The 25984-nt window shown below is 49.3% G+C and carries 23 protein-coding genes and 1 tRNA gene; 12 read left to right on the forward strand and 12 right to left on the reverse strand.

Annotation, left to right across the window (positions count from 1 at the left end; translation table 11 throughout):
* Positions 1-6 precede the first annotated feature (6 nt).
* The 4 genes from IQE94_RS12360 to IQE94_RS12375 are packed head-to-tail and all read left to right on the forward strand — an operon-like array spanning position 7 to position 7837.
* Entirely contained in the window at positions 7-3297 is a 3291-nt protein-coding gene (locus tag IQE94_RS12360) for a hybrid sensor histidine kinase/response regulator (RefSeq protein WP_223342050.1), read from the forward strand.
* On the forward strand, positions 3297-6410 hold the full coding sequence (locus tag IQE94_RS12365; protein WP_223342051.1) for an alpha-mannosidase: 3114 nt from the start codon (positions 3297-3299) through the stop codon (positions 6408-6410). The genes IQE94_RS12360 and IQE94_RS12365 overlap by 1 nt, the downstream gene beginning before the upstream one ends.
* Positions 6403-7305, forward strand: coding sequence for an ABC transporter permease (locus IQE94_RS12370; protein ID WP_223342052.1), 903 nt, complete (start codon positions 6403-6405; stop codon positions 7303-7305). The genes IQE94_RS12365 and IQE94_RS12370 overlap by 8 nt, the downstream gene beginning before the upstream one ends.
* A gap of 46 nt (positions 7306-7351) precedes the next feature.
* Positions 7352-7837, forward strand: coding sequence for an MEKHLA domain-containing protein (locus IQE94_RS12375; protein WP_223342053.1), 486 nt, complete (start codon positions 7352-7354; stop codon positions 7835-7837).
* Between the two features lie 80 nt (positions 7838-7917).
* On the opposite strand, the gene IQE94_RS12380 is transcribed toward IQE94_RS12375, so the two are convergent.
* Positions 7918-8427 carry a pentapeptide repeat-containing protein gene (locus tag IQE94_RS12380; protein WP_223342054.1) on the reverse strand — a complete coding sequence of 170 codons (510 nt, stop codon included), beginning with the start codon at positions 8425-8427 and terminating at the stop codon, positions 7918-7920.
* Positions 8428-8774: 347 nt separating this feature from the next.
* On the opposite strand from IQE94_RS12380, the gene IQE94_RS12385 reads away from it, so the two are divergent.
* On the forward strand, positions 8775-9224 hold the full coding sequence (locus IQE94_RS12385; protein WP_223342055.1) for an NUDIX hydrolase: 450 nt from the start codon (positions 8775-8777) through the stop codon (positions 9222-9224).
* 50 nt (positions 9225-9274) lie between these two features.
* Here IQE94_RS12385 and panD read toward each other — a convergent pair whose 3' ends face one another.
* From panD to IQE94_RS12400, 3 genes are read right to left on the reverse strand one after another with little or no spacing between them, the layout of a single operon-like run.
* A complete protein-coding gene (panD, locus tag IQE94_RS12390) occupies positions 9275-9712 on the reverse strand; it encodes an aspartate 1-decarboxylase (RefSeq protein ID WP_194013787.1) in 438 nt (145 codons plus the stop codon).
* A gap of 51 nt (positions 9713-9763) precedes the next feature.
* Positions 9764-10738: a malate dehydrogenase gene (gene mdh, locus IQE94_RS12395; RefSeq protein ID WP_223342056.1), complete on the reverse strand. Its 975-nt coding sequence runs from the start codon at positions 10736-10738 to the stop codon at positions 9764-9766.
* Positions 10739-10775: 37 nt separating this feature from the next.
* Positions 10776-10994, reverse strand: coding sequence for an NAD(P)H-quinone oxidoreductase subunit O (locus tag IQE94_RS12400; protein ID WP_010873698.1), 219 nt, complete (start codon positions 10992-10994; stop codon positions 10776-10778).
* 541 nt (positions 10995-11535) lie between these two features.
* Between IQE94_RS12400 and IQE94_RS12405 the strand changes: the two genes are divergently transcribed.
* The 5 genes from IQE94_RS12405 to IQE94_RS12425 all read left to right on the forward strand — a co-directional run bounded on the left by IQE94_RS12405 (position 11536) and on the right by IQE94_RS12425 (position 15331).
* Positions 11536-11763, forward strand: a complete 228-nt coding sequence (locus tag IQE94_RS12405) for a DUF2811 domain-containing protein (RefSeq protein WP_223342057.1) — start codon at positions 11536-11538, stop codon at positions 11761-11763.
* The gene (gene pth, locus IQE94_RS12410) at positions 11760-12344 is read left to right on the forward strand and encodes an aminoacyl-tRNA hydrolase (protein ID WP_223342058.1); all 585 of its coding nucleotides are present in this window, start codon (positions 11760-11762) and stop codon (positions 12342-12344) included. Before IQE94_RS12405 ends, pth begins: the two co-directional genes overlap by 4 nt.
* A gap of 65 nt (positions 12345-12409) precedes the next feature.
* The gene (locus IQE94_RS12415) at positions 12410-12748 is read left to right on the forward strand and encodes a 30S ribosomal protein PSRP-3 (RefSeq protein WP_190599274.1); all 339 of its coding nucleotides are present in this window, start codon (positions 12410-12412) and stop codon (positions 12746-12748) included.
* 275 nt (positions 12749-13023) lie between these two features.
* On the forward strand, positions 13024-13806 hold the full coding sequence (locus IQE94_RS12420) for a Tic22 family protein (protein WP_223342059.1): 783 nt from the start codon (positions 13024-13026) through the stop codon (positions 13804-13806).
* 166 nt (positions 13807-13972) lie between these two features.
* A complete protein-coding gene (locus IQE94_RS12425) occupies positions 13973-15331 on the forward strand; it encodes an ABC transporter substrate-binding protein (RefSeq protein WP_223343227.1) in 1359 nt (452 codons plus the stop codon).
* A 105-nt stretch (positions 15332-15436) separates the two neighbouring features.
* On the opposite strand, the gene IQE94_RS12430 is transcribed toward IQE94_RS12425, so the two are convergent.
* The 6 genes from IQE94_RS12430 to IQE94_RS12455 all read right to left on the reverse strand — a co-directional run bounded on the left by IQE94_RS12430 (position 15437) and on the right by IQE94_RS12455 (position 20184).
* Complete coding sequence (locus IQE94_RS12430; protein ID WP_212718804.1) at positions 15437-17332, reverse strand: sodium:proton antiporter; 1896 nt, start codon at positions 17330-17332, stop codon at positions 15437-15439.
* Between the two features lie 223 nt (positions 17333-17555).
* Positions 17556-17626, reverse strand: a tRNA-Cys gene (locus IQE94_RS12435).
* Between the two features lie 34 nt (positions 17627-17660).
* The gene (map, locus tag IQE94_RS12440; RefSeq protein WP_223342060.1) at positions 17661-18503 is read right to left on the reverse strand and encodes a type I methionyl aminopeptidase; all 843 of its coding nucleotides are present in this window, start codon (positions 18501-18503) and stop codon (positions 17661-17663) included.
* A gap of 20 nt (positions 18504-18523) precedes the next feature.
* A complete protein-coding gene (locus IQE94_RS12445; protein WP_010873706.1) occupies positions 18524-18880 on the reverse strand; it encodes a ferredoxin:thioredoxin reductase in 357 nt (118 codons plus the stop codon).
* 69 nt (positions 18881-18949) lie between these two features.
* Positions 18950-19846: an alpha/beta fold hydrolase gene (locus IQE94_RS12450; protein WP_223342061.1), complete on the reverse strand. Its 897-nt coding sequence runs from the start codon at positions 19844-19846 to the stop codon at positions 18950-18952.
* 56 nt (positions 19847-19902) lie between these two features.
* Positions 19903-20184: a hypothetical protein gene (locus IQE94_RS12455; protein WP_223342062.1), complete on the reverse strand. Its 282-nt coding sequence runs from the start codon at positions 20182-20184 to the stop codon at positions 19903-19905.
* A 191-nt stretch (positions 20185-20375) separates the two neighbouring features.
* Between IQE94_RS12455 and IQE94_RS12460 the strand changes: the two genes are divergently transcribed.
* On the forward strand, positions 20376-21353 hold the full coding sequence (locus IQE94_RS12460; RefSeq protein ID WP_212718810.1) for a vitamin K epoxide reductase family protein: 978 nt from the start codon (positions 20376-20378) through the stop codon (positions 21351-21353).
* A 144-nt stretch (positions 21354-21497) separates the two neighbouring features.
* On the opposite strand, the gene IQE94_RS12465 is transcribed toward IQE94_RS12460, so the two are convergent.
* Both IQE94_RS12465 and IQE94_RS12470 read right to left on the reverse strand, forming a co-directional pair.
* Complete coding sequence (locus IQE94_RS12465) at positions 21498-23219, reverse strand: diflavin flavoprotein (RefSeq protein WP_212718812.1); 1722 nt, start codon at positions 23217-23219, stop codon at positions 21498-21500.
* A gap of 246 nt (positions 23220-23465) precedes the next feature.
* Positions 23466-24215, reverse strand: a complete 750-nt coding sequence (locus IQE94_RS12470; protein WP_223342063.1) for a PHP domain-containing protein — start codon at positions 24213-24215, stop codon at positions 23466-23468.
* 276 nt (positions 24216-24491) lie between these two features.
* On the opposite strand from IQE94_RS12470, the gene IQE94_RS12475 reads away from it, so the two are divergent.
* Positions 24492-25973 carry a DUF2779 domain-containing protein gene (locus tag IQE94_RS12475; RefSeq protein ID WP_223342064.1) on the forward strand — a complete coding sequence of 494 codons (1482 nt, stop codon included), beginning with the start codon at positions 24492-24494 and terminating at the stop codon, positions 25971-25973.
* The last annotated feature ends 11 nt before the right edge of the window (positions 25974-25984 follow it).

Genomic DNA, 25984 nt, shown 5'->3' on the forward strand with positions numbered 1-25984 from the left:
GAAGCAATGACTAGCGATCCCAACCCAGCCCAGGCATTTGAAAATTGGTTTGAGGAAGAGGAGGGGGAAGATGCCTTTACTTCCCTCATTGGTGGTGACGAAGAAAATAATGGCATTGAGGAATTGGATTTTGGTGATCTGTTTGAAGGAGAACCCACCGTTATCCAGGAAGAAGGGTTTGGCCCATCGTCCCCAGGGAAGGAAGAGCCACCGGTTCGCATGACCCTAGATTTCAATTCCCCGGAAGCGGAACTAGACGCTCTCTTTACCGATGAAGATGCCCCCACAACGGTGATCGATCCTTTTGAAAGCTCCAGTTGGCTAGAAATTGACCAAATGATGGAAGCGGATCCCCTTGCTTCCATTCCCGAAACTACTGCCCCCGCCTATCAAACCAGTGGTAGACTCAATGACCATGACCTGGCGGAGTTGCAGGACTTATTAGGGGTAGGGGATGCTGAGCCCGCCATCACCAGCCCTGGTTTGCATACCTTTGCCGGTGCCGATCTGGCGCCCCCATCGACAGGCAAAGTAATGCTGTTTGCGGCGATCGATGATTTGGATGGACTGATTGATGCCCCTGTGCTGGACGAGAATTTTTCCTTCACCGAACTAGAAAGCCTCATCGATACCCCAGCGCAAAAATCCTTTGCCACCATCAGCCATCCTTTTCGCTTGCCCGTGGCTGTGGAAGAGGAAGATGAGGACGAATTCAAAGACTTGGAAGCCTTGCTAGAGCAAGCAGATAGCAATCTTGGGGGAGGCATAGCCAGTATGGGAGGGGCTCGATTGCCCGCCCGGCCCCGGCAAGTTAAATCCCGTAGTTTTGAGCAGACCATGCGGGTCCCCATTAAACAACTGGATAATCTCAGCAACTTAATTGGAGAACTAGTAGTCAAACGGAACCGCCTCGAACAGGATCAAGAACGTTTGCGGCAATTTTTGGATAATCTGCTTAACCAGGCCCAAAACCTCAGCGATGTGGGGGGGCGTATGCAGGACTTATACGAGAGAACTTTGTTGGAGGGAGCTCTATTAGCTAGCCGCAACACCAGCAACCGTTATCAATCCTCGAAAACGACCTACCCTGATGCCAGGGCCACGGCCTCCGGTTCTTCCACTATGAATGAACAGCCCTTGGATGCCTTGGAAATGGACCGTTTTACAGGCTTTCATCTACTTTCCCAGGAGATGATTGAACTGATTGTACGGGTGCGGGAGTCTGCGTCAGACATTCAGTACTTGGTGGACGAGACTGATCAAGTTGCCAGAACCCTGAGACAGGTAACCACCCAACTCCAAGAGGGGATGACCAAATCCCGCATGGTGCCCTTTACCCAAACTGCCGATCGCCTGCCGCGGGCCATTCGGGAAGTGTCCATGAAGCTCAATAAAAGGGTCAACCTGGAGGTGGAAGGGGGCGATGTGCTAATCGACAAAATGATTTTGGAGCACCTCTACAACCCCATGACCCACCTGGTTAACAATGCCATCACCCACGGCATTGAAACCCCAGCGCAACGGCAACAATTGGGCAAATCTGCCGAAGGACATCTCGCCGTGCGGGCCTTTCTTCAAGGAAACCAGACCCTGATTACTGTCTCCGATGATGGAGCTGGCATCAACACGGAAATGGTCAAACAAAAGGCGGTGGAAAAGGGTCTCATCACCCGGATGGAGGCCCAGAGTCTATCCCAATCGGAAGTGTATGACCTCTTGTTCCATGCCGGCTTTAGCACCAAGGATACGGCAGACGACTTTGCCGGTAGGGGGGTAGGTCTGGATGTGGTACGCACCAGTTTGATTGATATCCGGGGAGCCATTAACATTGACTCCACTGTGGGTAAGGGCACCACTTTTACCATCCGTTTGCCCCTCACCCTGAGCATTTGCAAAGCCCTCTGTTGTCTGAGCGATCGGGCTCGCATCGCCTTTCCCATGGACGGGGTGGAAGATACCAGGGACTATCTGCCCAAGGACATTGTCACCGATGAAGATGGTCAAAAGTGCGTCAGATACGGCAAGGAAGCCTTGCTTTTACCCCTCTATCCCCTCAAAGATCTGCTCAACTATAACCGTCAATTGAGCCGGGGGAGTGTTTATGGCGGCAAGCAAGAGGACGATGTGGTGCGGGTCATCATCGCCCGAGGCAGTTCTGGTAACCTCCTAGCCCTGCAGATAGACCAGATCCTAGGGGAAGAAGAAATTGTGATCAAACAGATTGAAGGACCCATTCCCAAACCCCCTGGTATTGCCGGGGCTACTGTGCGGGGGGATGGCAGTATCATGCCCATCGCCGATGTTTTAGAACTGATCGAAATTGCCCAGGGTCGTCTCCGCACCGACAGTAGTGGCGGACTATGGCGCAAAACCCTCACCCCCACAGCCAATGAAGTCCACATGGACCCCACCGTACTGATTGTGGACGACTCCATTACGGTGCGGGAACTGCTATCCCTCAGCTTCAAAAAAGCGGGTTTCCGGGTGGAGCAAGCTCGGGATGGTCAAGAAGCTTGGGAGCAGTTGAAGTCTGGGCTACCCTGTGATTTGGTCTTCTGTGACATTGAGATGCCGCGTAAGAATGGCTTGGAATTGTTGTCGGAATTGCAAGCAGACGAAGAACTTTCTTCCATTCCAGTGGCCTTGCTCACTTCTCGGGGAGCCGATCGCCATCGCAAAGTGGCGGCCAAGCTGGGGGCAACGGGTTATTTCACTAAGCCCTATACAGAAAAAGACATTTTGGATGCGGCTAACCGGATGTTGAGTGGAGAAGTATTACTCCCTGGCAGTACCCGCAAAACTAATTCCATTCTGTCCCGCTTCAAAAAAGCCCGGGGCAACTTTTCTGAGGAAGCTCCTACCATTGTGAAGAGTAACCCTGGCACCCTACGTTCAACGGTGTTAATTATCGATGACTCGGTAATGGTACGGGAAATGCTTTCCATGACCTTTAAAAAAGCCGATTACCACACAGAAACCGCCCGGGATGGCCAGGATGCTTGGGAAAAACTCAAGTCCGGCTTACCCTGTGATTTGATTCTCTGTGACATTGAAATGCCCCGCATGAACGGCCTGGAATTATTGGAGCGCATTCAAGAAGATCCCAACCTTTCCCGTATCCCAGTGGCCATGATTACCTCCCGGGGAGCACAAAAAATGCAGCGCATGGCGGCGGAGAAAGGTGCCAAGGGATACTTTGTGAAGCCATACATTGAGGAAACTTTATTGGAAGCCAGTCAAAGGTTGATAAGAGGAGAAGTGTTGCTGGATTTGGCCGCCCTAAGTGCAGAAGAGTAATGACAGAATCGTTGAATCCCTTACTGCCGGAAATTAGTATCGCCCTGGTGCTGGATCAACTAAGGCGTTTATGTCAGCAAAATTGTCAAAACCGTTGGTATTGCTTACCTGATGCGCCTTGGGAGATTGCTGATTGGCAAACTTATCCATTGGGTAAAGTTAACAAGAAGGGTTATTTAATTTGGGAAAAAGGCGAAAAAATCCAATGGTTTGCCCAAACTTTTACCGTGCCTAAAGCTTTGGCGAACTATCCTTTAGATGGTTTGACATTGCGTTTAGCTTTAACTTGGTGGGCCAAGGATGCTAAAATTTTTGTCAATGGTAATTTAGCTCAGGCTGGGGATTTATTTGACTCTAAAGCTAGAGTTTTGTTAACTGATAATGCCCAAATTGCCCAAGCGTTTACCGTGGCTTTAAAGTTAACTAGCCCGGGCCATGACATTGGTGGATTGATGCAGTCCCAATTAATTTTTGAGCGGGAATATCCTGACCCAGATCCGGGTTTTATTGCTGATGAAATTGAAGTTCTAAGCTTATATTTGGCTCAATTTAAATCAGGAAAACTGGCTCAATTAAGTCAGGCTTTAGAAGCAATTACTTGGAATAAAATTTCAGATCAAGAACAATTTGATCAATCATTACTGCAACTTCGTCAAGGATTACTGCCGTTAACTGAAGGATTGAAACAACAACAAATAAATTTACTAGGCCATGCCCATCTAGATATGGCTTGGTTATGGCCATTGGAGGAGACTTGGGAAGTAGGGGAAAGAACTTTTCAATCAGTCATTAATTTACAAACAGAGTTTGCTGATTTGGTATTTGGTCACACCAGTCCGGTTTTATACCAATGGATTGAAGAGCATCGACCGGCATTATTTGAGCAAATTCAAAAAGCTGTTCAACAAGGAAACTGGGAACTGTTGGGGGGAATGTGGGTTGAGCCGGAAGTAAATATTATTAGCGGTGAATCTCTAGCTCGCCAATTGCTTTATGGCCAAAGGTATTTTGAAGCAAAATTTGGTCAAATTAGCAAAGTTGCTTGGCTTCCCGATAGTTTTGGTTTTTGTGGTCAGTTACCCCAGATTTTTTGTCAAGGTGGGATAGATTATTTTGTCACGGGTAAACTCCACTGGAACGATACCAATAGTTTTCCCCATGGGGCTTTCCACTGGCGATCGCCGGATGGGACAGAAATTTTCACGGTGATGGCACCGCCCAACTTAGCCGGGGTGATGGACAATCAACCCTTATCCATGGCCAATTATGCTAACCGGTGGCAGAAGCAAACTGGACTGAAGGAATGTCTCTGGTTACCAGGGGTGGGAGACCATGGTGGTGGCCCGAGCCAGGATATGTGGCGCATGAAGCAACGGTGGCAAAATTCGGAATTTTTCCCAACCATTAACACCGGAACAGCGGAGAATTTTTTGGCTAGAATTAAGCAAAAACTACCACCGGAGCAATCTTTTCCTCTGTGGCAGAAGGAATTATATTTAGAACTGCATCGAGGTTGTTTCACTGTTCATGCTGACCAAAAATTTTATAATCGTCAATGTGAGCATTTACTATACGAAGCGGAACTTTGGAGTAGTTTTGCTAGCTGGCTAGGGGATTATGACTACCCACAAAACCGACTAGAGTCAGCTTGGAAGAAAGTTTTGCTCAATCAATTTCACGATATTTTACCAGGCACATCTATTCCTGAAGTTTTTGCAGTGGCTAATCAAGCTTGGCAAGAAGTTTACCAAACTACTAATGAGATCATTGATCAAGCCTTGGATTGCCTCAGTACCCAAATCAGCTATGCCGATAATCCAAGAAAAAAAGGGACTCCTTTATTAATTTTTAATCCTCTCCATTGGTCGCAAAATCAATTAGTGGAAATCCCAGTCCAACCAGGCAAGCAATATCAAGTTTATGATTGGCAAAATAAAAAATTAGTTGATACCCAATTAACAACGGCAGACACATTATTATTTATGGTCAATTCACCGCCTTTAACCTGTAGTGGTTACTGGTTGCAGTGTGAAGAAATTTCGTCAGATAGTCAACAACTACAAGTTTTTAGTCAAGAACCTATTCTGGATAATGGTTGGTTAAGAGTTGAAATTAGTCCGGAAAGTGGCGAAATAGTAAGCATCGATGATTTGATTAACCGCCGTCAAGTCTTAGCTGGCCATGGTAATCAGTTGCAATTTTTTCGAGACCAAGGGCAATATTGGGACGCTTGGAATATCGATCCTGATTATGAAAAATATCATCTCCATTCAGGAAAATTGATTAACTGGCAATGGCTAGAGCAAGGCCCCCTGCGTTGGCGTTTGCGGGTAGCCAAAAAATTTCAAAAATCTACCTTCACCCAAGATTACTGTCTAAGCCAAAATTCCCCTTTGCTGGAAATTAAAACTGAAGTGGATTGGCAAGAAACCCATGTGATGGTGAAAGCGGCTTTTCCTGTGGCTTTACAAAGTGAATTTTTTACTACGGAAGCTCCCTGTGCCGTGGTGGATCGCCCGATTAATCCCCAAACGGAGATGGAAAAAGCCCAATGGGAAGTGTCTCATCAACATTGGTTTTCCCTAAATGATACTGAGAAAAATTACGGAGTTAGTATCCTCAACAATTGTAAATATGGCTGTGACGTAAAAGATAATTTAATGCGCTTAACTCTTTTGCGTAGTAGTGTATGGCCCGATCCTAATGCTGACCAGGGTAAACATACATTTAGTTATTACTTTTATCCCCACCAAGGAGATTGGCGATCGGCAAAAACGGTAGCCATGGGTTATGGCATTCATCGTCCCTTGAGGCCTTATTTTCCTGAAAATTGTAATGCAACATCAAATCAAGTAAGACCATGGCTAGGTAAGTCTTGGCTGACCATTAGTAGTGAAAATCTTTGTTTAATGGCCCTAAAGCGACAGGAAGATAACCCAGAAAATTGGATAATGCGTTGCTATGAAACTATCGGGAAATCTGCCCAGTTGTTCGTAACCACAATTTGTGACTACCGTGTTCAAACCAAAGTAAATCTGTTGGAAGAACCCCAACCAGGAGACAATACGGTTAATCCTTGGCAAATTGTTAGTGTTTCTCTCGTCCATGACTAAGAATTTTCCCGTTTCCAAGCCATCGCCTGTCAGCGATCGCCAGACAAGCTTCAGGTTCAAAAAAATTATTTTGCAAAAGCCGTTAGCTTCCTTGAGCTTAATTGCCCTGATCATAATTGTTTTGGCGGTGGTTTTTGGTCCGATCTTTTATCGGGTTCCCATCGACCAAATTGATTTTACTCAAACAGCGGCCGCCCCTAGTTGGCAACATCCCCTGGGAACTAATGATTTGGGACAGGATCAATTGGCTCGCTTACTTATAGGTGGCCGGATTTCTCTGGCGGTGGGGCTGAGTGCCATGGCGGTTTCCCTCACTTTGGGCACCTTAATCGGGGCGATCGCCGGTTATTTTGGTGGTTGGTGGGACGTAATTTTAATGCGAATTACGGATCTATTTTTAGCTCTGCCCCAATTGCCTTTGGTGTTGTTGGTAGTTTATTTATTTCGGGAGCCGGTGACCAGGGCCACTTCCCCCGAAAAAGGCATTTTTATTTTGGTGGTTTTGCTCATTGGTTTGCTCAATTGGATGAGTGTGGCTCGGTTGGTACGGGGCAATATTTTACGCCTAAGGGAAATGGAATTTGTCAAAGCGGCGATCGCCATGGGAGCGGGCTCTAATCATATTATTTGGCGTCATCTACTCCCCAATGTCTTGAGTTTAATCATTGTGGCAGCTAGCTTAGCGGTGGGTAATGCCATTATTACCGAATCAACCCTGAGCTTTTTAGGCTTAGGTTTTCCCCCGGATGTACCCACCTGGGGCCAGATGCTTTACACTGCCAAGGATTATTTGGAAACGGCACCATTAATGGCAGTTTTTCCTGGCTTAGCTATTTTTATTACTGTTTTAAGTGTTAATTATTTAGGGGATGGCATTGGCATAAAAAATAGTTAATATGTAAATCCTATTTGTTAATTTTATTGAGCTAAAAATAAACTCCATGATCCGCCCAATCCCCGATGCCAGTAATCAGTTTTATCTGGACCATATTAATTTACTGCGTCAAAGCTATGAACGCTTAATTGGTAAAACCTTTGGCCCTAGCGATCTAACTGAAATGGCCCTAGCCCAGGCGATTTACGAAGCTCCCTACGTAGTAGTTTCCCATGGCACAGAGCCTGACCCTATTTTTAACTACGCCAATCTTGCCGCCCAGAAACTATTTGAATTTCCCTGGGTTGAATTTTGCCAATTACCTTCCCGTCAGTCTGCGGAAGTTCCTAACCAAATGGAACGACAAAAATTATTAGATGCCGTTAGTCGTCAGGGTTTTATGGAGAATTACCAAGGTATTCGTATTGCCAAGGGAGGACGTCGCTTTTGGATTAAAAATGTTACCGTCTGGAATCTTCACAATGCTGATGGCGTTTACCGTGGTCAGGGGGCAATTTATAGTTCCTGGGAGGATATTTTTGAAAAGATTTAAAATTTAGGATAGCCAGAATAAGTTACTAAAATTTCTCCAAAATTTTCAGCTTAAATTGACAAGTTTTAGGCATTTTTAAACTATCTGCAACCCAAACTGTCCCTGGTAGCTATCCCTGTCACTGGATTAACTCCCTCTGCCCGTTCACACATAAGCTTGACTTGGTAGGCATCAATCACCGCATCGCTGAAGTCCGCCCCGGTGATATCGGTATCATAAAAACGGGTACGGGTGGCGATTGCCTCGGTGAAAATGGTGTCCCGCAGATCAGCAAAATCTAGGGTAACCCGGTCCACTAGGGAACCACTCAGGTTAGCTCCCCGTAGATTGGCATGGAGAAAAACTGCATCGGTCAAAATGGAGAAGGTGAGATCACTGCCCTCAAAATTGCTTTCTCGCAAATCTGCCGCCGCAAATACTGCCTTATTCAAATCCTGATGGGAGAAATCTGAGCGGGCTAAATCTCCGTAGGTATAGTTAACTGTATTGGCTTGGGCCAGCACCGACGGGGCCCAGAGCAACACCAAGGCGATCGCCAGGACAAGAATTTGTAACCACCGCCGCCAACCAGAAAGAAGCAAAGAAAACATAGGGGCAAATTTGGGCAAATTTTGCAGTATCTTTATCTTTCCCCAGCCTAGCAAAACAATCCAGTGAGGCAAAGGCAATTTGGGGCAGCCAAGCTTTCTATTCCGAAGAATAGCGAGTCTTATATTCTGGCGATAGGCGGACTCCCCATCCCCAATTCCTGAGGACAAAACTAATGGTCACAAAAAATATTTTGTATGTGTCTAGCTTGGCTCTCGCTATCCGTCGCCATGTCAACAGTATCATCATAGAAGATTGCGCCCCAAGGGGCGGGGATTTCAGCCCATTGCCGTTAAAAATGACTTCTTAACCCCATTGAATTAATTTTCATCCATTAGCAGGCACAATTGTGACTCTTCGTAACCCCCTTCCCACAGTGGATTTGATTATCGAAATGATTGATCAACCTCGCCGACCCATTTTATTAATTGAGCGGCAAAATCAGCCCCACGGCTGGGCCTTGCCCGGAGGCTTTGTGGACTATGGGGAAACCCTAGAAGCGGCAGCTCTGCGGGAAGCTAAGGAAGAAATTTCCCTCGATGTGCAGCTAATTGAAATGTTTTACGCCTACTCCGACCCCCGCAGGGATCCCCGGCAACATACCCTGAGTGTGGTATTCCTGGCGGCGGCCACTGGTAGACCCCAAGCTGCGGACGATGCTAAAACCGTCGGCTTTTTTGATCTGTGGGAATTTCCCGATCCGGTTTGTTTTGACCACGGGCAAATTTTGCAGGATTATCGTCGCTACCGTTATTACCACCAACGCCCCGATCCCCACCGGCATTATTTGGGCGACTGAGGGCGCAAAGCATCGATTTTCTCCAGATTAGTGGGGTTGATCCGATCAATTTATTTGGGCACTGGTGCCGAACAATTGGTGTTGATAAATCGCACCCCCTGTTCTTGGGGAATTAGTTCTTGTAAATAAAAATCCACCGTTTCATTGCTTTCATCAGCCACCAACACCTTAGCTTGGTGTCCAGTCTGCAACACCTGATTACGCTCACATAGTTCGTAGGCAAAAATAATCAGGCGATCGCCTGGTTGACAAAGCAAGGCGGCTCCACCGTTGGGGCAAATTTCCTTGGAATGGGCTTGACCGGGTAGGACATAGGTGGAAAAGCGATTACCGTTGCTGAGATTGATAATATCCACCTCCTCTAAGGGCAACAATCCCACCCGCTCCAACATTACTGGGTCAATGGTGATACTGCCCACATAATTAACATTGGCCTCTGTCACACAGACCCGATGTAATTTTGCGTGCATTAGACGGATGCTCCCCATTAAGCCCTAACCTCGGTGAAAAAACGGTATTGGCACTGCCCGTTAATCGCGTTAATCGTCGCTAACCATGGCCAACGCCACATCAATATTACGGCGAACCGCTTCAGCGGAAAGATGGAGGGCATCTTTTTCCTCGGGGGTTAATTGCACTTCTAGGATATCTTCCACCCCTCGGCAGCCCAAACGACAGGGTACCCCCAGGAAAATATCCTTCAACCCATACATACCGTCAAGGTAGGTGGCGGCGGGGAGAATCCTGGACTGATTCCGCAAAATGGACTCCACCATCACCCCAGCGGAAGAGGCCGGGGCGTAATAGGCGGTACCCGTTTGTAGCAAGGCGGCAATTTCAGCTCCACCGTTACGGGTGCGCTCCACTAACTCCGCAATGGTTTGGGAAGGTATTAACTCCGTAATGGGAACCCCACTGACGGTGCAGTAGCGGGGCAAAGGCAACATCAAATCTCCGTGGCCCCCAAGTACTAGGGTGTTGATATCCGAGGGACAAGCCCCTAATTTCATGGCAATGAAGGCTTTGAGCCGGGCCGAATCCAATACCCCAGCCATGCCGATAACCCGTTGGGAAGGTAACCCGGTCACTTTCCAAGCCAAATAGGTCATCACGTCCAGGGGATTGGTGACCACAATCAGAATGGCATTGGGGGAATAACGCAATGTTTCCCGGGCGGCCTGGGCCACAATGTTGGCGTTTTTGCCCAACAAATCATCCCGACTCATGCCGGGCTTACGGGGCAAACCGGCGGTGATCACCACCACGTCGGAGCCAGCGGTGGCCTCGTAGTCGTTAGTGCCAACAATTTTGCTGTCGTATTCTTCCACACTCTGGGCGGACATCAAATCCAAGGCAATGCCCTGGGGTAATCCCGGCACAATGTCCAACAAAACTACGTTGGCAACGTTCTGTTGCACTAACCTCTGGGCCAGGGTCCGGCCGACATTACCGGCACCAACCACTGTCACTTGTAAGGACTGACAGGCGATCGGGGAATACTCCAAACTATTCATGGCACCCTCCGGGGTGTTGATGGTGGAGGAAAGCAACCTAGGCCAGGGCTTCGATTTGGTCTAAGCGCAGCCAGACGTTGGGAGTGGGGACATAAAATCGCACTAGGGCATATTCTTCATTTAAATCCAACACCTCCCCTTTGCTATGGAAAAGGTAGTCGGGTAAACGGCGATCGCTGGCTTGGGCTTCAAGGCTGTTTTCCAATTGGGCGCGGATAACCCGCACTAAACTGCCCTTTTTCATTTTAGCGGCCATGGTTTTGCCCTCGTTGGGAGACTGGGAAATTAATTCTAAATTGTTACATAACCCCAAAATTTTGTAATTCTTATTTTTGGCTATTTTCTCCCCAGGCCATTCCCCAGGTTTTCCCCAGCCATTCCCCTGGTTACCGGATTTTATCCCCAAGAGGTTAAGGTTTTTGAGCTGTTTCTTAACCCTGACTGGGCCGTGGGCACCCCAGGGGTGGGGGAATTTTTTCTGGTTTTCACACTAGGGATAGTAGGGAGATTTTTCTGGCGATCGCCTCCTGGGGAATCCCGTAAAAAATTAGAGAGAGTTGGTTAAACGGGTTTTATTGTTAAGTTGAGTTAAGTAAAAATGGCTGAAAAGCCTATAGTCTCGTTGACAAAAATGAAAAATGCTCCCTTGAGCAAAATTTTCCACCATTGACAGCCAGGGGAATTCCCCGATAAAACTATTGGGCACACAGCAGAAAAACTTTGGGTGTGGGGCCGTAATCTTCAGCCGGCCCAGTTATTCCCCAAAGCAGTTCCGCCCTTTGAAAGAGAGAAGAACCATGGATACCTCCGTTAGTGTTTTTGCTGAAATTCCCGAAGATCTGCACGAGTCCCTGACCACCTATCTAGATAAACATCCCCATTGGGACCTGGACCGGGTGTTTTCCGCTGCCCTATCCCTGTTCCTGTTGCAAAATGAGGCGGGCTACGGCACCAAACCCATGTCCACCAGCTACAAGGCTTGTGCCCGGGTTTATCTGGAAACCTTATTGCAAACTGCCGAATGATTCCCAAGTTAATCGTGGGTTTGGGTAACCCTGAGCCGAAATATGATCAAACTCGCCACAACATCGGTTTTGCCGTAGTGGATGCGTTGGCGATCGCCTGGCAGTGTTCTTGGTATGACCATAAGCGCTTCCAAGGTTGGTTTGGGGAAGGGCTAATGGCCGGGCAAAAAACCTGCTTGCTCAAACCCCGCACCTATATGAATCGTTCTGGCCAAGCTGCGCGGGCGGTGGTGGACTGGTACAAACTAGAGCCGCAGTCAGTGTTGGTGGTCTATGACGACATGGATTTACCCCTGGGCCGACTACGCCTGAGGCAAACAGGGTCCGCTGGAGGCCATAACGGCATGAAATCCCTGATTAGCCATTTGGGTACCCAGGACTTTCCCCGTCTACGGTTAGGCATTGGTAAAAGTGATGTCACCAAAGACACCATCGCCCATGTACTGGGTAAATTTACCCCCTCGGAATTGCCCATTGTGGAGAAAAGCTTAGACTTGGCCACGGAGGCGATCGCCCACAGTCTGCACCATGGCATTGCTAAAACCATGAGTTTATTTAATAACCGTAATGTCGCCCCCTAAGGGGTGGAGACAATGGGGTACAATAACAAATTGGCAAATTATTACATTTCTTGGGAATTTCGCTTGTGACTACAGCCGAAGCAGCATCTACCATACACACCAGTTTCATCCTCAAAGTCCTCTGGCTTGATCAAAACGTGGCGATCGCCGTGGATCAAATTGTGGGCAAAGGCACTAGTCCCCTCACTTCCTACTTCTTCTGGCCCCGGGCCGATGCTTGGCAACAACTCAAAGATGAACTCGAAGCCAAACATTGGATCGCCGAAGCGGACCGCATTAACGTGCTCAACCAAGCCACCGAGGTGATTAACTTCTGGCAGGACTTGAAAAATCAAAACAAACAGATTTCCATGGCTGAAGCCCAGGGCAAATTCCCCGAAGTGGTGTTCAGCGGCAGTAACTAAATCCCCCCAGGGTGAGGAAGAAAAAATATTTCTATATTCCGACTTCCAATGGCCGTGGCGGGGAAATTGTTGCCTTGGGGACAGTCAAAAAACAGCACTGTTCCCCCCCTGGCCGCCTCAAAAAATCAATATGCTACCGTAAGGTCGAGGGGAACTTCTCCATGGCCAGACTGTCATAGCCTCTGGTTTAGGAGGGCTGACCATGCCTCGGCTACCAACCTTTTCGGCGATCGCCATTTTCCGTGGCCCGCAGACATTTAAAAAACAAGATTTTCGTGAAGATTAAATCAATATTTTTATTGTCATTACTTTTTGAGGCGACAGCAACAATGAAATCCTTACTCCGCATCGGTGCAACCCTTGGTCTGATTGGCACCACCGCCGTTGGCACCTGGTTGGGTACCACTTTCCAGGCCCTGGCCCTGCCCACCGAAGAAGTGGTCAAAATTCTGCAAGGGGTACCGGTTTTTACCATTGTCGATGCCCAGGGAGCTCCCTTGGTGGCGGTGGGTGATGACAACGAAAAAGTCACCGGAGTTTTCATTAGTCAACAGGAAGCCAACGGCTTTTTACAGGAACTAAAAAAACAAAAACCCGACGTCGGTTCCCAGGTCAGTGTCCAGCCCGTTTCCCTGGGGGAAGTGGTGAAAATTGCCCAAACTAACGCCAACCAGCCAGAACCCTTGGGGTTTGCCTATGTGCCTATTCCCGCCCAGGTACAGGCAGCTCAGCAAATGCCTAATTCTGAATACCAAGGGGGAGTACCTTTATTTGTAGCCAGAGGCGGGGAAGACCAGGGTTACCTCACTATCCAACAGGAAAACGAGCAAATTATTCCTTTCTTCCTTGAAGCTAGTCAGATTCAGCAGATGGTGGAACGATTTAAGCAAGAGCAACCGGCCATGGCCAACAGCATTGTCATCGATGTCATTGCCATGGAGAACGTTATTTCTACTCTACAAAGTAGTAACGATGAAATGCTCAAGCAAATCCGCATTGTGCCCACCCAGGAAGCAATTCAATTTATTCGCTCCCTTTCTGCCCAACAGCCCCAGTAAGGCCTGGGGTTTAGAACTGGGGAATTGGCGAGAAACTTCTGGTTCCGCCGGATGGGGGGTAAAGGATAGAGATTAATCTTAGTTGCTCATCCATCCCCCTGGCAGTGCATTGATAGAATTACCAAACTGGGTTGCCGAAGAGACCATGGCTAACTATATTTAACCCATTAATAACCTTGTGGGAGATTTTTTCAGGATGCGTCTACTTTGGCCCCAGTCCCGTCGTCGGTTAACGGCGATCGCCTTAAATCTAGCCCTTGCTGGCACCACCGCCGGACTAATGTTTGCCTGTGCTGAGTCCGAGCCGGCTCCTGGGGATGGAGCTAACCAACCCAGCACCGGGGGAGAAGGAGGAGCGCTGAAGCTAGGGGCCCTACTACCGGCCACGGGGGATTTATCTTCCATTGGCCAGAATATGCCCCTGGCAGTGCAGTTGGCAGTGGACACCATCAACGCCTGTGGCGGAGTCAATGGCCAAGATGTAACGGTGATTATCGAGGATGACCAAACTGATCCCACCGCAGGGGTTTCTGCCATGACCAAATTGGCGGAAGCAGATCGGGTGGCTGGGGTAGTGGGTTCCTTTGCCAGCAGTGTTTCCAGTGCGGCGGTGCCCATTGCAGTGAGAAATAACATTATGATGATTTCTCCGGGTAGTACTAGTCCTGTATTTACTGACCAGGCTAAGAAGGGGGAATTTAAGGGCTTTTGGGCCCGCACGGCTCCCCCCGATACTTACCAAGCCCAGGCCCTAGCCGCCCTAGCCAAAAAGCAAGGTTTTACCGATACTGCCACTGTTGTTATCAATAATGACTACGGTGTGGGTTTTGAGCGGGTATTTGTGGAATCTTTCGCCGCCGACGGTGGCACAGTGACCAATAAGGATAACCCCGTGCGCTATGACCCCAAAGCGGCAACGTTGGATACGGAAGCCGGCCAAGCCTTTGCCAATAGTCCCGATGCGGTGGCCGCTGTCCTGTATGCTGATACCGGCAGTGTGTTGGTGCAATCCGCCTACCGTCAGGGTTTGATGGATGGAGTGACCCTATTGCTAACGGACGGGGTTTATTCCCCCGATTTTGTTGAAAAAGTTGGCAAGGATGCCAATGGCGTTTCCCTTTTATCCGGAGCCTTGGGCACAGTGCCCGGTGCCGATGGCAAAGCTCTGGAGGCCTTCACCGCCCAATGGAAAGATGCCACCGGCGGTAAGGATGTAACGGCCTTTGTACCCCATACCTACGATGCCACTGTTTTGATGATGCTGGCCGCAGAAGCCGCTAAATCCAACACAGGGACGGCGATTCAAAGCAAAATTCGAGAAGTGTCCAATGGCCCTGGGGAAGAGGTGACCGATGCCTGTGAGGCGATCGCCATGGTGCGGGAAGGCAAAGAAATTAACTACCAAGGGGCCAGCGGCAATGTGGACATCGACGAAAACGGCGACGTAGTCGGTAGTTATGATGTCTGGACGGTGAAAGGGGATGGCACCCTAGAGGTAATTGATAAAGTTACCCCCGGTTCCTAATGCTCCTCAGGAAATTGTTTTAGTCAACTTCTGAGAATTGATTACCAAAAAATGGTCCCCATTGGTTTATCCAGGGGGCTTTCTTAGTTTATCCCCCCCTAGTACCTAGTAGATGGGTACCTCTTCCACTTCCGCTAGGGGTTCTGGGGTCAATACATCCAGCGATCGACTGCCGGAAAGTTGTTTGAGCAGTTGGGAGCGGGGATCATGCAGTAGGTAGAAAACTTCGTCCCCAATTTGGGCATTTTCAGTGGTCTTCGCTAATTGCAAATTACCGTGCCGTTTTAGCATTAGGGGCAGTAATTCCCCAGAGCGGATTAGGGCTTGGGTATGGGCCTGTTGCAGGGCTAAACCAGCCTCCTTAAACAAAGTTTTGCCTAGTTTAATTTGCCCGTCTTTGAGGTACTGATTCCAGGTTTTGAAAGTTTTTTGCTCCATGAAAATTCTTACCCCTTTATTTTTTAGTAGGGGATTGTTTTCCGGTAAATTATCCGGGGCAATCACACACACCCGGGGAGGATTAAACTCGTTGATGGTGTTTTGGGCCAGTACTAAATTCACTTCCCCATTATTGGTCAGGGCTATAAAGGCACCCATTTCCTCAATACCTGCTTTTTCCAAGGCGTGGGAGTCCAACGCACTGGTTTGAATGGCCGTTAATCCTTCGGCGATCGCCGTGGCACAGGCTTCCGGGTCACTGTCAATCAATACCACCGATTCCCCTTGGGCTTCAAATAAACGGGCCACCAATCGCCCTAGGGGTGTGCAACCGATAATTACTGCGCCGGTGGTGTGGTTGTCGGTAATGCGTAGCAGTTTAGCCAAAGGCTTGGCTGTTAACCCCTGGATAAACACCGTCATCATAATGGTGAGAAACACAATTGATTTAATCGCATCTCCACCGTTAATGCCCCGTTCGGTTAACAGGAGGGAAAATAGGGAAGCAACGGAAGCGGAAACAATACCCCTGGGGGCGATCCAAGCCACAAAAAGTTTTTGTCGCCAGTTGAAAGTGCTCGTCCAAGTACAAATGGCAACGCTAAAGGGACGAATTACCAACATCAACACTGCCACAGTAATCACACTGCCCCAACCCAAAGCGCCAAAACTGCTCAGGGACAATTCCGCCGCCAGCAGAATAAATAGTACTGACACACAGAGCAAGGTTAATTTACCTTTGAATCGTCGCAACAGTCGGTTATCTGGCAGGGCAGAGGAGTTGAGATAAATACCCATGGCTACGGTGGCCATTAAGCCCGATTCACTGAGGGAGGCCTGGGCCGCGCCAAATACCCCCCACACTCCGGCTAGCACTACTAGATTACTGACATCTTCTGAGAGAAAGGTGGCCCGTTTGAGGAAATTACTTAATAACCAACCGCCCCCAACACCGATCGCCAGGCCGACCCCAAGGCGCAATATCAGGCCCATGGCAATTTCAATAATGTCGGTTTCGACGCTGACGTTGGTGTTAAAAATAGTTTCCAGTACTACCACCGCCAGGATGGCCCCCACTGGATCGATCAGTACCCCTTCCCCCTCCAGCAGGGTAGCCACAGACTTCTGCACTTGCACCTGCTTGATCAGGGGGCCTACCACCGTTGGCCCGGTTACCACCACTAAGGAACCGTATAAAAAGGCTAGATACCAGGGAAATTCTGCCAACCAATGGGCCGCTAAACCTCCCCCTATGAGAGTAATTAGGGTGCCGATGGTAACCAAATTACGCAGACTACCGGAAACCTGCCCCAATTCCCGCAAACCCAGATTTAATCCCCCTTCAAATAAAATAATCGCCACAGAAAGGGAGACAATTACCTCCAAACCGTCACCGAAGTTGGCCGGTTGAATCCAATGCAGACCGCTGTTACCTAGGCTGACCCCAAAAATGAGCAAAAAGACAATGCTCGGCAGTTTGAGGAATCCCGCCAACACTTGGGCCCCAATGCCAAACAGGACAGTGAGGATAATCTGGAGGGTAAGGGAAAATGATCCTTCCATAAGGCTCAAGGGAATTGGTTCTGCCCATAGGTTAACGGTAAATCATTGGCAGGGCTGTGGTTCTTTAAGCTAAAAGGCCGACTTCCTTCCAAGGTAAGGTAATCCGCCACCAACTTTGGAGCTTGCCTCGGGAGAATTGTTTACCAACCTAAAATTTATCGCCAATTCACTCAAATCTTGGGGCTTTACACAATTTGTCGGTTAAACAATCAGAAAAAATTAAAGGCGGCACCCAGATTCGAACTGGGGGTAAAGATTTTGCAGACCTCTGCCTTACCACTTGGCTATGCCGCCATGTCCGGCCAATAATTATAACAGAGTTGGCAACCTAGACCAAACGGCGATCGGTTAACAATTCATAGCCCGTGGCTGTTACCAATACGGTGTGTTCAAACTGGGCTGAAAGACCATTGTCCACTGTCACCACCGTCCATCGATCGCCGAGGGTGCGGGTAAAACGGGAACCAGCATTAACAATCGGCTCGATCGCCAGGGTCATGCCCGGTTTGAGTTTGACGTTGGGTAAATCCCGGCAACGGACATTAAACACATGGGGGTCTTCGTGGAGGGCCTGCCCCACCCCATGGCCGGTGAACTCCTCCACAATGCTGTAACCGCTGGGCTTGACATAGTCTTCGATGGCTCCGGCAATGTCCATCAGATAATTCCCCGGTTTCACTTGTTCGATGCCCGCATATAGGGCCCCCTCCGCCACTTCCATTAACCGCTGGGCCTGGGGAGAAACTTTGCCCACCGCAATGGTAATGCAGGAATCCCCGTGGTAGCCCTGGAAATAGGCTCCGGTGTCCACCTTTAGCAAATCACCGGCACGAATTTTTTTGCGACGGCGGGGAATGCCATGGACTACTTCATTATTCACACAGGCACAAATGGAGGCGGGAAAGCCGTGGTAACCCTTAAAACTGGGCGTAGCTCCCAGGGAACGAATCCGTTCTTCGGCTAATTGATCCAAATCCGCGGTGGTCATGCCCGGTTGCACCGTTGCGGCAATCTCTTTCAACACCTGGGCGGCGATCGCCCCGGCTTGGCGCATAATGGCAATTTCTGCGGGGGTTTTAATCTGTACCCCTCGGCGGGAACGTTTTTTGGCCTTGGGAGTGGGGGACGGTACTGGGGAGGGGGGCGCAAATAACTGGCTAAGTAAGTTCATAGATATAGATACCCAATAATCTAGGCCATGCTGGCCTTGACTTCCTCCAAGGTTTCCATGGGAATATCCTGGGCGTCCCCAGCAAAGTCATTGTCCGGGGTTAAAAACAACATGCAGTGACATTCTTTGCGCTCCCGCATGGGCACACAGGGGCAATTCCAAAAGGTATTTTTCACCTCCGCCTCCTTGTCTTCGTAGTGGCGACAGGGGCAGAGGGGAGAACCTAATTCTTCCTTATGGCGAGCTAAACCCTCGATAACAACGGCGGTGACGGAAAGATCACTACAGAAATAGGTATCCGTACGTTTAGCGTACTGCTCCGCAAAATTTTTCATTGCGGCCAGTGTTTTGTTGTTCTGGGTGTCACTGCTGGTCATAGATTTTCAAGGGAATTAGATGGTCGGCACAAATGCCAATTTTGCCGTCGGTGTATTTATCTTGACACACTATTGGAGCAGGGCCAAAAACCCACGGAGCACCCCAATTGTTACCCCAGGTAATTCTAAATGGGGCGTTAAACCCACGTCTTTAATTTCCACAAAAGCTTTAATGGCATTGGGATTTAAAGCCGCCAAACGCCGACCGATCGCCGGGGGCGTAAATTGGGCATATTCTCCCCAGAGGATGGCCGTAGCAATGGTTAAATCCGGCATAAATTGGGCCAGATCAAAGCACAAATCTCCTCGCACAAAGGACAGGGCCGCATATTCTGCCCTCGGTTGGGTGGCGGACTCTAGATAGGCATCGATAATTTCTGGGTAAATGCGCCGGGCCTGGGCAAATTGTCGTTGCTCTAAAAAATTAACAATGCCCGCTGTGTTGGCAATGCCGGTGGTGTAGATAAATCGATCAAGTACGGGGACACTGACCAGTTGGGCAAAAAAGTTACTCCGGTAATCTTCGCCAAAGTCCGATAGCCCCGTGGGGGTAGCCAGAATTAAACTGGCAAACAATTCTGGATATTGCACCGCTGTCCGCACGGCGATCGCCGCCACCAAGGAGGAAGCAATCACCACCGGGGGCTGGGCACAGGTTTGTTGCAAAAATTCTTGAATAATCTGGATGTAGTCCTGGGGAGTATAGTTTTTTACCGGATGGTCGGAACGACCCCAACCCAACAAATCCGGAGCTAACACTCGGTAATCAGCGGCAAAGGCAGGATAAACCTTTGACCATTCGTAGGCAGAAGAACCACCGCCAAAGCCGTGGAGAAAAACCAAAGTTTGGCGATCGCCAAGGGACTCCCCCGCTTTCACCCAGGGGGCCTCCGTTGCTTCGTAATAAACAATGGTTCCCAGGGAAGTAACTAGGGAGTTGCGGGTAAAGCCAAAGGGTTCAATCATACTTTTTCCTGATGGTTATGGCATAGAGCAAAGCTGCCGGCCTTCTTCAGTATGGTTTAGTTTTTTTGCCCATGGCGGGATTTAGGACCAGAAATCGAAGTGCTAGCCTTTCCCCCCCGACCCAATAATCTCTGCCCCCAGTGGGGATATAAACTCAGATAGATTAACAAATTGCCCCAAAATAGCGCCCCCAGCAGTAGGTAAGTTTTGAGCCAAAAATTACCCTGGAAATCCTCCATAATACCCACACTGGCCAGGCTAAACGCTAGGGTTAACACCACTAACAGTAACCGTTTGGAAATCCTCAATTGCTTTCTTCGAGATGGTTGCTTACCCACAGATTTTGCCCTTGATAGAATTTGCCACCGTTGAATTGGAACCGGGGGTTGCCCCTAGAATGGATAAAAGTGGTCGGGGAAGCCATGGCCGTTGGTGTTTGTAACCATGCCCCACCGGGGACTAGGGCGGTCAGCTTATCCCATGGCGGGTTTTTGCTAACCTGGTTGTAAATCAATTGCTCTTTTAATTTATGGTTCGTCGTCGTTCGGTGCCTTGGATTCATCGCTATTCCCGTTTCATTATGGGGGCGATCGCCGTCCTGGGGATCTTGATCACCTCCTACCTGGCCTATATTTCCTTCACCGGGGGAGAAGCCCTTTGTCCCGTTGACCAGGCCACCGGGAGTTCCAGTTGTGACCTAGTGCTGCAGAGTGTCTACGCCAAAGTGTTTGGCCTTCCCCTAAGCGTTTTTGGACTGGCGGCCTACATTGCCATGGCCATTGCGGCTCTGGTGCCTTTTTTAGTGAGCGAGGAGAGCAACAAAAAACGGCGCAACTCCTTGGAAGACCTCACCGGCAAATTCCTCCTGGTGGGGGGCACTTCCATGGCGGTGTTCAGTGGCTACTTAATGTACATTTCCTTTTTCCGGCTCCAAGAGGCTTGCTGGTACTGCCTAACTTCTGCTATTTGTTCTTTACTGTTGTTCATTTTGGCGATCGTTGGTCGGGAGTGGGAAGAAGTGAGTCAAGTATTTTTTACCACCGTCGTGGTGGCCATGGTAACTATTGTCGGCACCTTGGGTCTTTATGCCACCGCTGAAGGGCCTGGGGCCGGGGCCGATGGCACAATTCCCATTCCCGCTATTGTTGGTCAACCCAAACCTCCCAGTGGTTGGCCCGTCACTACCCAATCGGGGCCAGCGGAAATTGAATTGGCTGAATACCTCACCGCTCAAGGGGTGCTTAACTATGGAGCTTTCTGGTGTCCCCATTGCTACGACCAAAAACTGCTTTTCGGTAAAGAAGCATTTGAAAAAATTACCTACATCGAATGCGACCCGGCTGGGAAAAATCCCCAGACCCAAGTCTGTGTGGATGCAGGCATTCAATCCTTCCCCACCTGGGGTATTGACGGAGAACTCAACCCTGGGGTCAAAACCCTCCGGGAACTGGCCGAGCTCACCGGCTATGAAGGCAATATGGACTTTAAATATGGTCTGAGGAATTAGAGCTACCATAGCTTCACTCACTTGAGCTAAAGTGCCCCATGTTCTTCCAGTTGGTAACGCCATAATTTCTAAAAAAAACTCCCCCCAATCGGAGATGGCCTGGGGGGATTGTTCTTGACAGTTTTGCGCTTTGATTACATTCGATTAGTAGTAGTTACCCACTTTGCGGTGATGTACGGCGGTTAACCCTTCCGCTTTGGCCACTCGGCCATTGGTTACTTGACTGTAGACAATCCAGTGGTCACTACATTCCATGCGACTGGCCACCTCACACTCCAGGTAGGCCAACGCATCGGTCAAAATCGGAGAACCATTGGCGGCGGTTTGGATTTTGACACCGGCAAAACGATCTGCCCCAGGGGGAAAGCGCTTGAGGAAATGTTTCATCAAGGATTGATAATTACCTTCTTCCAAGATATTCAACACAAAGCGATCGCCAACCTGCATGAGGGATTCAATGGCCCGATCCTTAGCCACAGCGACGGTGAAACCAGGGGGACTAAAGCTGGCTTGGGAAACCCAGGACGCCAGCATGGCCCCTTTGACTTCCCCTTTTTGGGCGGTGATGATATAAAGCCCGCCGCTGATGCGACCGATCGCCTTTTCCAGATCGCTGTCGAGGGATTTGAGCTGTTTAATTTTGGCCGCTTGGATCAGATTTTGTCCCAAATCAGTGCCAGACTCATCACAAAGCTGATAGGTGCTTTCGCTGGGGGTATCTTTGACCTTGATAACCGTGAAAGCTTCCCGCAAACCCAGGTCTAAAAATTTGGTGCGGAGGGGATCAATGGGTTCGTCATCTCCACCATAGGATTCGTATAAGCCAAAGACTTGTTTCGGTTGCATGGCGGCCAACACCGCGCCGAAATTAGTGCTGAGGTCACCACTGGCCTTCAAAGGCGGCATCCCCAGAACCACCCCACTGGCATGGCCGACCAATTCTTGGATTTCCTGGGGATCTGCGGTGCTTAGGTCCACCATATCCACCCCCACCCCAGTTTTGGTAATGCCCTTGGCAATGGCCTGGGAAAGGCGATCGCCATAGCCGTAATCGGCCACATAGAAAACCACCACGGTTTTTTCCGCTTTGTTTTGGGATTCACTCCAATGGCGGTAGCGATGCAATAATTCAGCGACGTTGTAGCGCAGTAGGGGGCCGTGGCCGTTGGCAACGGTGCTAATGGTGCCCAGGTTATCCATGCGTTTCATGGCTGCCAGCACAGAACGGGAGTTGGGGCCCATCAAACAGTCGTAGTAAAACTGGTAATCCGGCTCAATTTTGCCCAAATCGGTGTCGAAAACCGCATCGGAGCAGTAATGCATGCCAAATACATCGCAGGTGAAGAGAATTTCCGTGGCGGGGTCATAGGTGAGCATGGTGTCCGGCCAGTGGAGATTAGGGGCGCTGACAAATTCCAAATTATGGCCCTGGCCCAAATCCAGGCGATCGCCACTTTTAACCTGGATGCGTTCAAAGGGTTGATGGACAAAGTTATTCAAAAATTGCAGAGCCACTTTGGTGGCCACCACCGTAATTTGGGGATTGAGTTGCAGAATATCCTTTATCAATCCACTGTGGTCCGGCTCCGTGTGGCTGACGATGAGGTAATCAATTTCCTTGGGATCAATTAGCCCCTGCAGTAAATCCAGGTATAGGCGGCGGAATTTTTCGTGGGAGCTATCCACCAGGGCCACCCGATCAGCTTGGATGAGATAGGAATTGTAAGTGGTGCCGTTTTGCAGGCCAAATTCGATGTCAAACCGATCTCGATCCCAGTCCAAGGAACGAATAGCAATAATATTTTTGGCAATCGCCTCGGTCTGGGTAGAAAGCCGCTTTTGGGTAGCTAGGGGGGTAGTGACCATGCCGTACTCCTAGGACTGGTAATGGAAAACTCTCTGTCCAGTGTATCCCAGGGGCCAGAGCGGGGGAAAGTTAACAAACATTGATATTTTTAAATCAAACCATCACAACCTGCACCATTGTGGTTTCATGACGAATACTCTTCCAATTCCCCAATGATGCTTGAAAATTAGCCCGTCCCCAAGTTTATTCTCTGGTTAATTGGGGGATCCCACGCTTTAGATGTCCCCGCGGAGGATGGAAGGAGGTTAGAGGCGATACATAATGCTTTCCCCATGGCTATCGGTGCCACAGGTGCGGAAAAGGTTATACAAATCCCCCAGGTAACAGACTTCTTCCATTTGGGGCACAGAACTCTGCCAAGGCTTGGGGTTGCCGTAGGCATAAAAAGCTTCCACCCCATCAATGCCATGGCGGGCCGCTGCTGGGATCAGTTGACTGGCCGGCTGACGGTACCTGGCCGGGTGGGCCAACACCACTAAACCACCGGCATCATGGAGAGCCTTGATTACTTTAGCCGCTTGGGCATAATATTTATCCGGGCGATCGCCAGTCAGGTAGGGGGTTAACACCGGTTGGGTCGGGTCAAAATCGTAGCCAAGGATGTGGACTTCGGTGCCATCTAAATTAGCGGTAATCTCAATGCCAGTCCACAGTTGGGGCCTGGGCCCTGGATAGTGGCAATGTTCGGTGAGCCAGCGTTGGGCCCGGTAATAGCCCGCCACACAGTGGTGGTCTGTGATGGCCAAGCCCCGCAATTCTTGGTGTATGGCCTGTTCGATCAAGCCCTCCGGGCTCATCTGGCCATCGGAACATCGGGTGTGGAGGTGAAAATTATAAAACCGTGGACAACTGGTGGGGGTCAAAGATTGCCAAACAGTTGTAAGTTGGCGCTCCATCTGTTGAGACTGCGGAGAAATAAGGTCGTTAACCATAAATAAATGCCATCCTGACAACGGGTTGGTGCTGGATATAGATACATCCCACCTTTTTCCCACAATAACAAAACTTTACATAATTGGCTTTTACTCCTCGTCCCGTCCCCCAAGTAAAAAGTTCCTCAACCAGAACCCTCCTAATTGCCCTTTTCAAAGACAGACTAAAAAAATCACAGAGCCCAGGCTAGGTTACATTAGGTTGAGACTGGAAATTATTTTCTTCCAAAGCTCGCCAGGGAATGGTTTAAGCATAACATCGGTAGAGTGAACCCCGTCCATTTTTCTCTCTGCTCAGAACCTGCGTTTTAAGGTTGGGTTTCTATGGAGTCGGCCACCATGTCTTTTCCCATCAGCAAGACCTACTTTTTGGCAGGGTTGCACTGTCCGAAACGTCTATGGTTGTCCATTTGTCGTCCAGAAGATGCTTCCCCCATGTCCTTGGCCGCCGAACAAAGAATTAAACAAGGTAAGGCGATCGGAGTGGCGGCCCGGGAATCTTTTAAAAATGGCATATTGGTGGATGGAAGTCTGAAGTACTGCCTAGAAAAAAGTTGGGAATTGACAGTGGTGGAGGCAAGGCAAGGGGGGGAGTGTTTATTTGAGCCGGCTTTTTTGTATGACGATATTTTGGTGCGCTGTGACGTATTGCGACGCTTACCTTCGGGCAATTGGGAAATTATTGAAGTAAAATCCGCCACCAAGCTCAAGGACGAACACATCGCCGATTTGACCTTGCAACATTACGTGTTGGAGGGGTTGGGGTTAACGGTGGAGAAAACGAGTCTCATGGTGGTAAATCCCATGGCGAGGAATTGGAGTGTGGTGCAGGAAAGGTTTTGTTATCAAGATGTGACGGCGGCAGTGGTGCGTTGGCGTCAGCAGTTGCCCCAAAAACTGGCAGAATTCCGCAAATTGTTGACGGAACCGACCGCCCCCCAGGTCCCCATTGGTAGCCATTGCGATCGTCCTTACCGTTGTCCGTTTAAGGATCATTGTTGGCAGAATGTGCCCCCGATTTCAATTTTCGACATCCCTCTGTTGAAACAAGATAAATTGCAAAGGTTGATGGAGTCTAACGTCTGGCACCTGGATGACATTCCGACGGACTTTCCTTTAACCCAAAGGCAAAAAGCATTCATTGACCGGATGACGGAAGCAAAACCCCAAATAGACCACGATTTGCTAAGGCGATTGTTGGGCCAGATCTCCCTCGATCAACCGTTGTATTTTTTTGATGTGGAAACCCACAGCAGTGCCATTCCTCGTTTTGCCGGTCTGCATCCCTACGAACGTTGCATTTTTCAGTACAGTTGTCATTGTCTCAATCTGGAAGGTTCCCTGGAGCACTTTGAATATTTACATACGGAAAATTCCGATCCCCGCCTCCCCCTGCTGATTTCCCTGATACACCACATTGGTGATCGGGGCTCCGTGGTGGTTTATAACCAATCCTTTGAAAAGGGCGTATTACAACAATTGGCGGCGGCCTACCCCAACTATGGGGCCAAAATTAATCAGATCATCGATCGCCTGTGGGATTTACAGGTGGTTTTTAAAAAAGCCTATTTCCATCCAGGTTTCCAGGGTTCCTATTCCCTCAAAAAAGTTCTGCCGGTAATGGTGCCCCAGCTTTGCCACGACAACTTGGCCATCAAGTCTGGCAATGAAGCTCCCCTGGTGTGGGAAGCCCTCCTGGAATGTTCTCTGCCGGAAAAAAGGGAAGAAATGGCCCAGCAACTGCGGGAGTATTGTGGCCTAGACACCCTTGGCATGGTAAGAATTTATCAGGTTCTACAACAGGAGTTGAGGGAGGAGTAGGAGGGATCAAA

This window comes from Synechocystis sp. PCC 7339 (genome assembly GCF_019924095.1).
Lineage (GTDB): Bacteria > Cyanobacteriota > Cyanobacteriia > Cyanobacteriales > Microcystaceae > Synechocystis.

What these genes read in the sequence shown, in the direction of transcription:
- IQE94_RS12360 (WP_223342050.1), top strand. Translation starts at nt 7, where the DNA reads ATGACTAGCGATCCCAACCCAGCCCAGGCATTTGAAAATTGGTTTGAG.
- IQE94_RS12365 (WP_223342051.1), top strand. Translation starts at nt 3,297, where the DNA reads ATGACAGAATCGTTGAATCCCTTACTGCCGGAAATTAGTATCGCCCTG.
- IQE94_RS12370 (WP_223342052.1), top strand. Translation starts at nt 6,403, where the DNA reads ATGACTAAGAATTTTCCCGTTTCCAAGCCATCGCCTGTCAGCGATCGC.
- IQE94_RS12375 (WP_223342053.1), top strand. Translation starts at nt 7,352, where the DNA reads ATGATCCGCCCAATCCCCGATGCCAGTAATCAGTTTTATCTGGACCAT.
- IQE94_RS12380 (WP_223342054.1), bottom strand. Translation starts at nt 8,427, where the DNA reads ATGTTTTCTTTGCTTCTTTCTGGTTGGCGGCGGTGGTTACAAATTCTT.
- panD (WP_194013787.1), bottom strand. Translation starts at nt 9,712, where the DNA reads ATGGGGAGCATCCGTCTAATGCACGCAAAATTACATCGGGTCTGTGTG.
- mdh (WP_223342056.1), bottom strand. Translation starts at nt 10,738, where the DNA reads ATGAATAGTTTGGAGTATTCCCCGATCGCCTGTCAGTCCTTACAAGTG.
- IQE94_RS12400 (WP_010873698.1), bottom strand. Translation starts at nt 10,994, where the DNA reads ATGGCCGCTAAAATGAAAAAGGGCAGTTTAGTGCGGGTTATCCGCGCC.
- IQE94_RS12405 (WP_223342057.1), top strand. Translation starts at nt 11,536, where the DNA reads ATGGATACCTCCGTTAGTGTTTTTGCTGAAATTCCCGAAGATCTGCAC.
- pth (WP_223342058.1), top strand. Translation starts at nt 11,760, where the DNA reads ATGATTCCCAAGTTAATCGTGGGTTTGGGTAACCCTGAGCCGAAATAT.
- IQE94_RS12430 (WP_212718804.1), bottom strand. Translation starts at nt 17,332, where the DNA reads ATGGAAGGATCATTTTCCCTTACCCTCCAGATTATCCTCACTGTCCTG.
- map (WP_223342060.1), bottom strand. Translation starts at nt 18,503, where the DNA reads ATGAACTTACTTAGCCAGTTATTTGCGCCCCCCTCCCCAGTACCGTCC.
- IQE94_RS12445 (WP_010873706.1), bottom strand. Translation starts at nt 18,880, where the DNA reads ATGACCAGCAGTGACACCCAGAACAACAAAACACTGGCCGCAATGAAA.
- IQE94_RS12450 (WP_223342061.1), bottom strand. Translation starts at nt 19,846, where the DNA reads ATGATTGAACCCTTTGGCTTTACCCGCAACTCCCTAGTTACTTCCCTG.
- IQE94_RS12460 (WP_212718810.1), top strand. Translation starts at nt 20,376, where the DNA reads ATGGTTCGTCGTCGTTCGGTGCCTTGGATTCATCGCTATTCCCGTTTC.
- IQE94_RS12465 (WP_212718812.1), bottom strand. Translation starts at nt 23,219, where the DNA reads ATGGTCACTACCCCCCTAGCTACCCAAAAGCGGCTTTCTACCCAGACC.
- IQE94_RS12475 (WP_223342064.1), top strand. Translation starts at nt 24,492, where the DNA reads ATGTCTTTTCCCATCAGCAAGACCTACTTTTTGGCAGGGTTGCACTGT.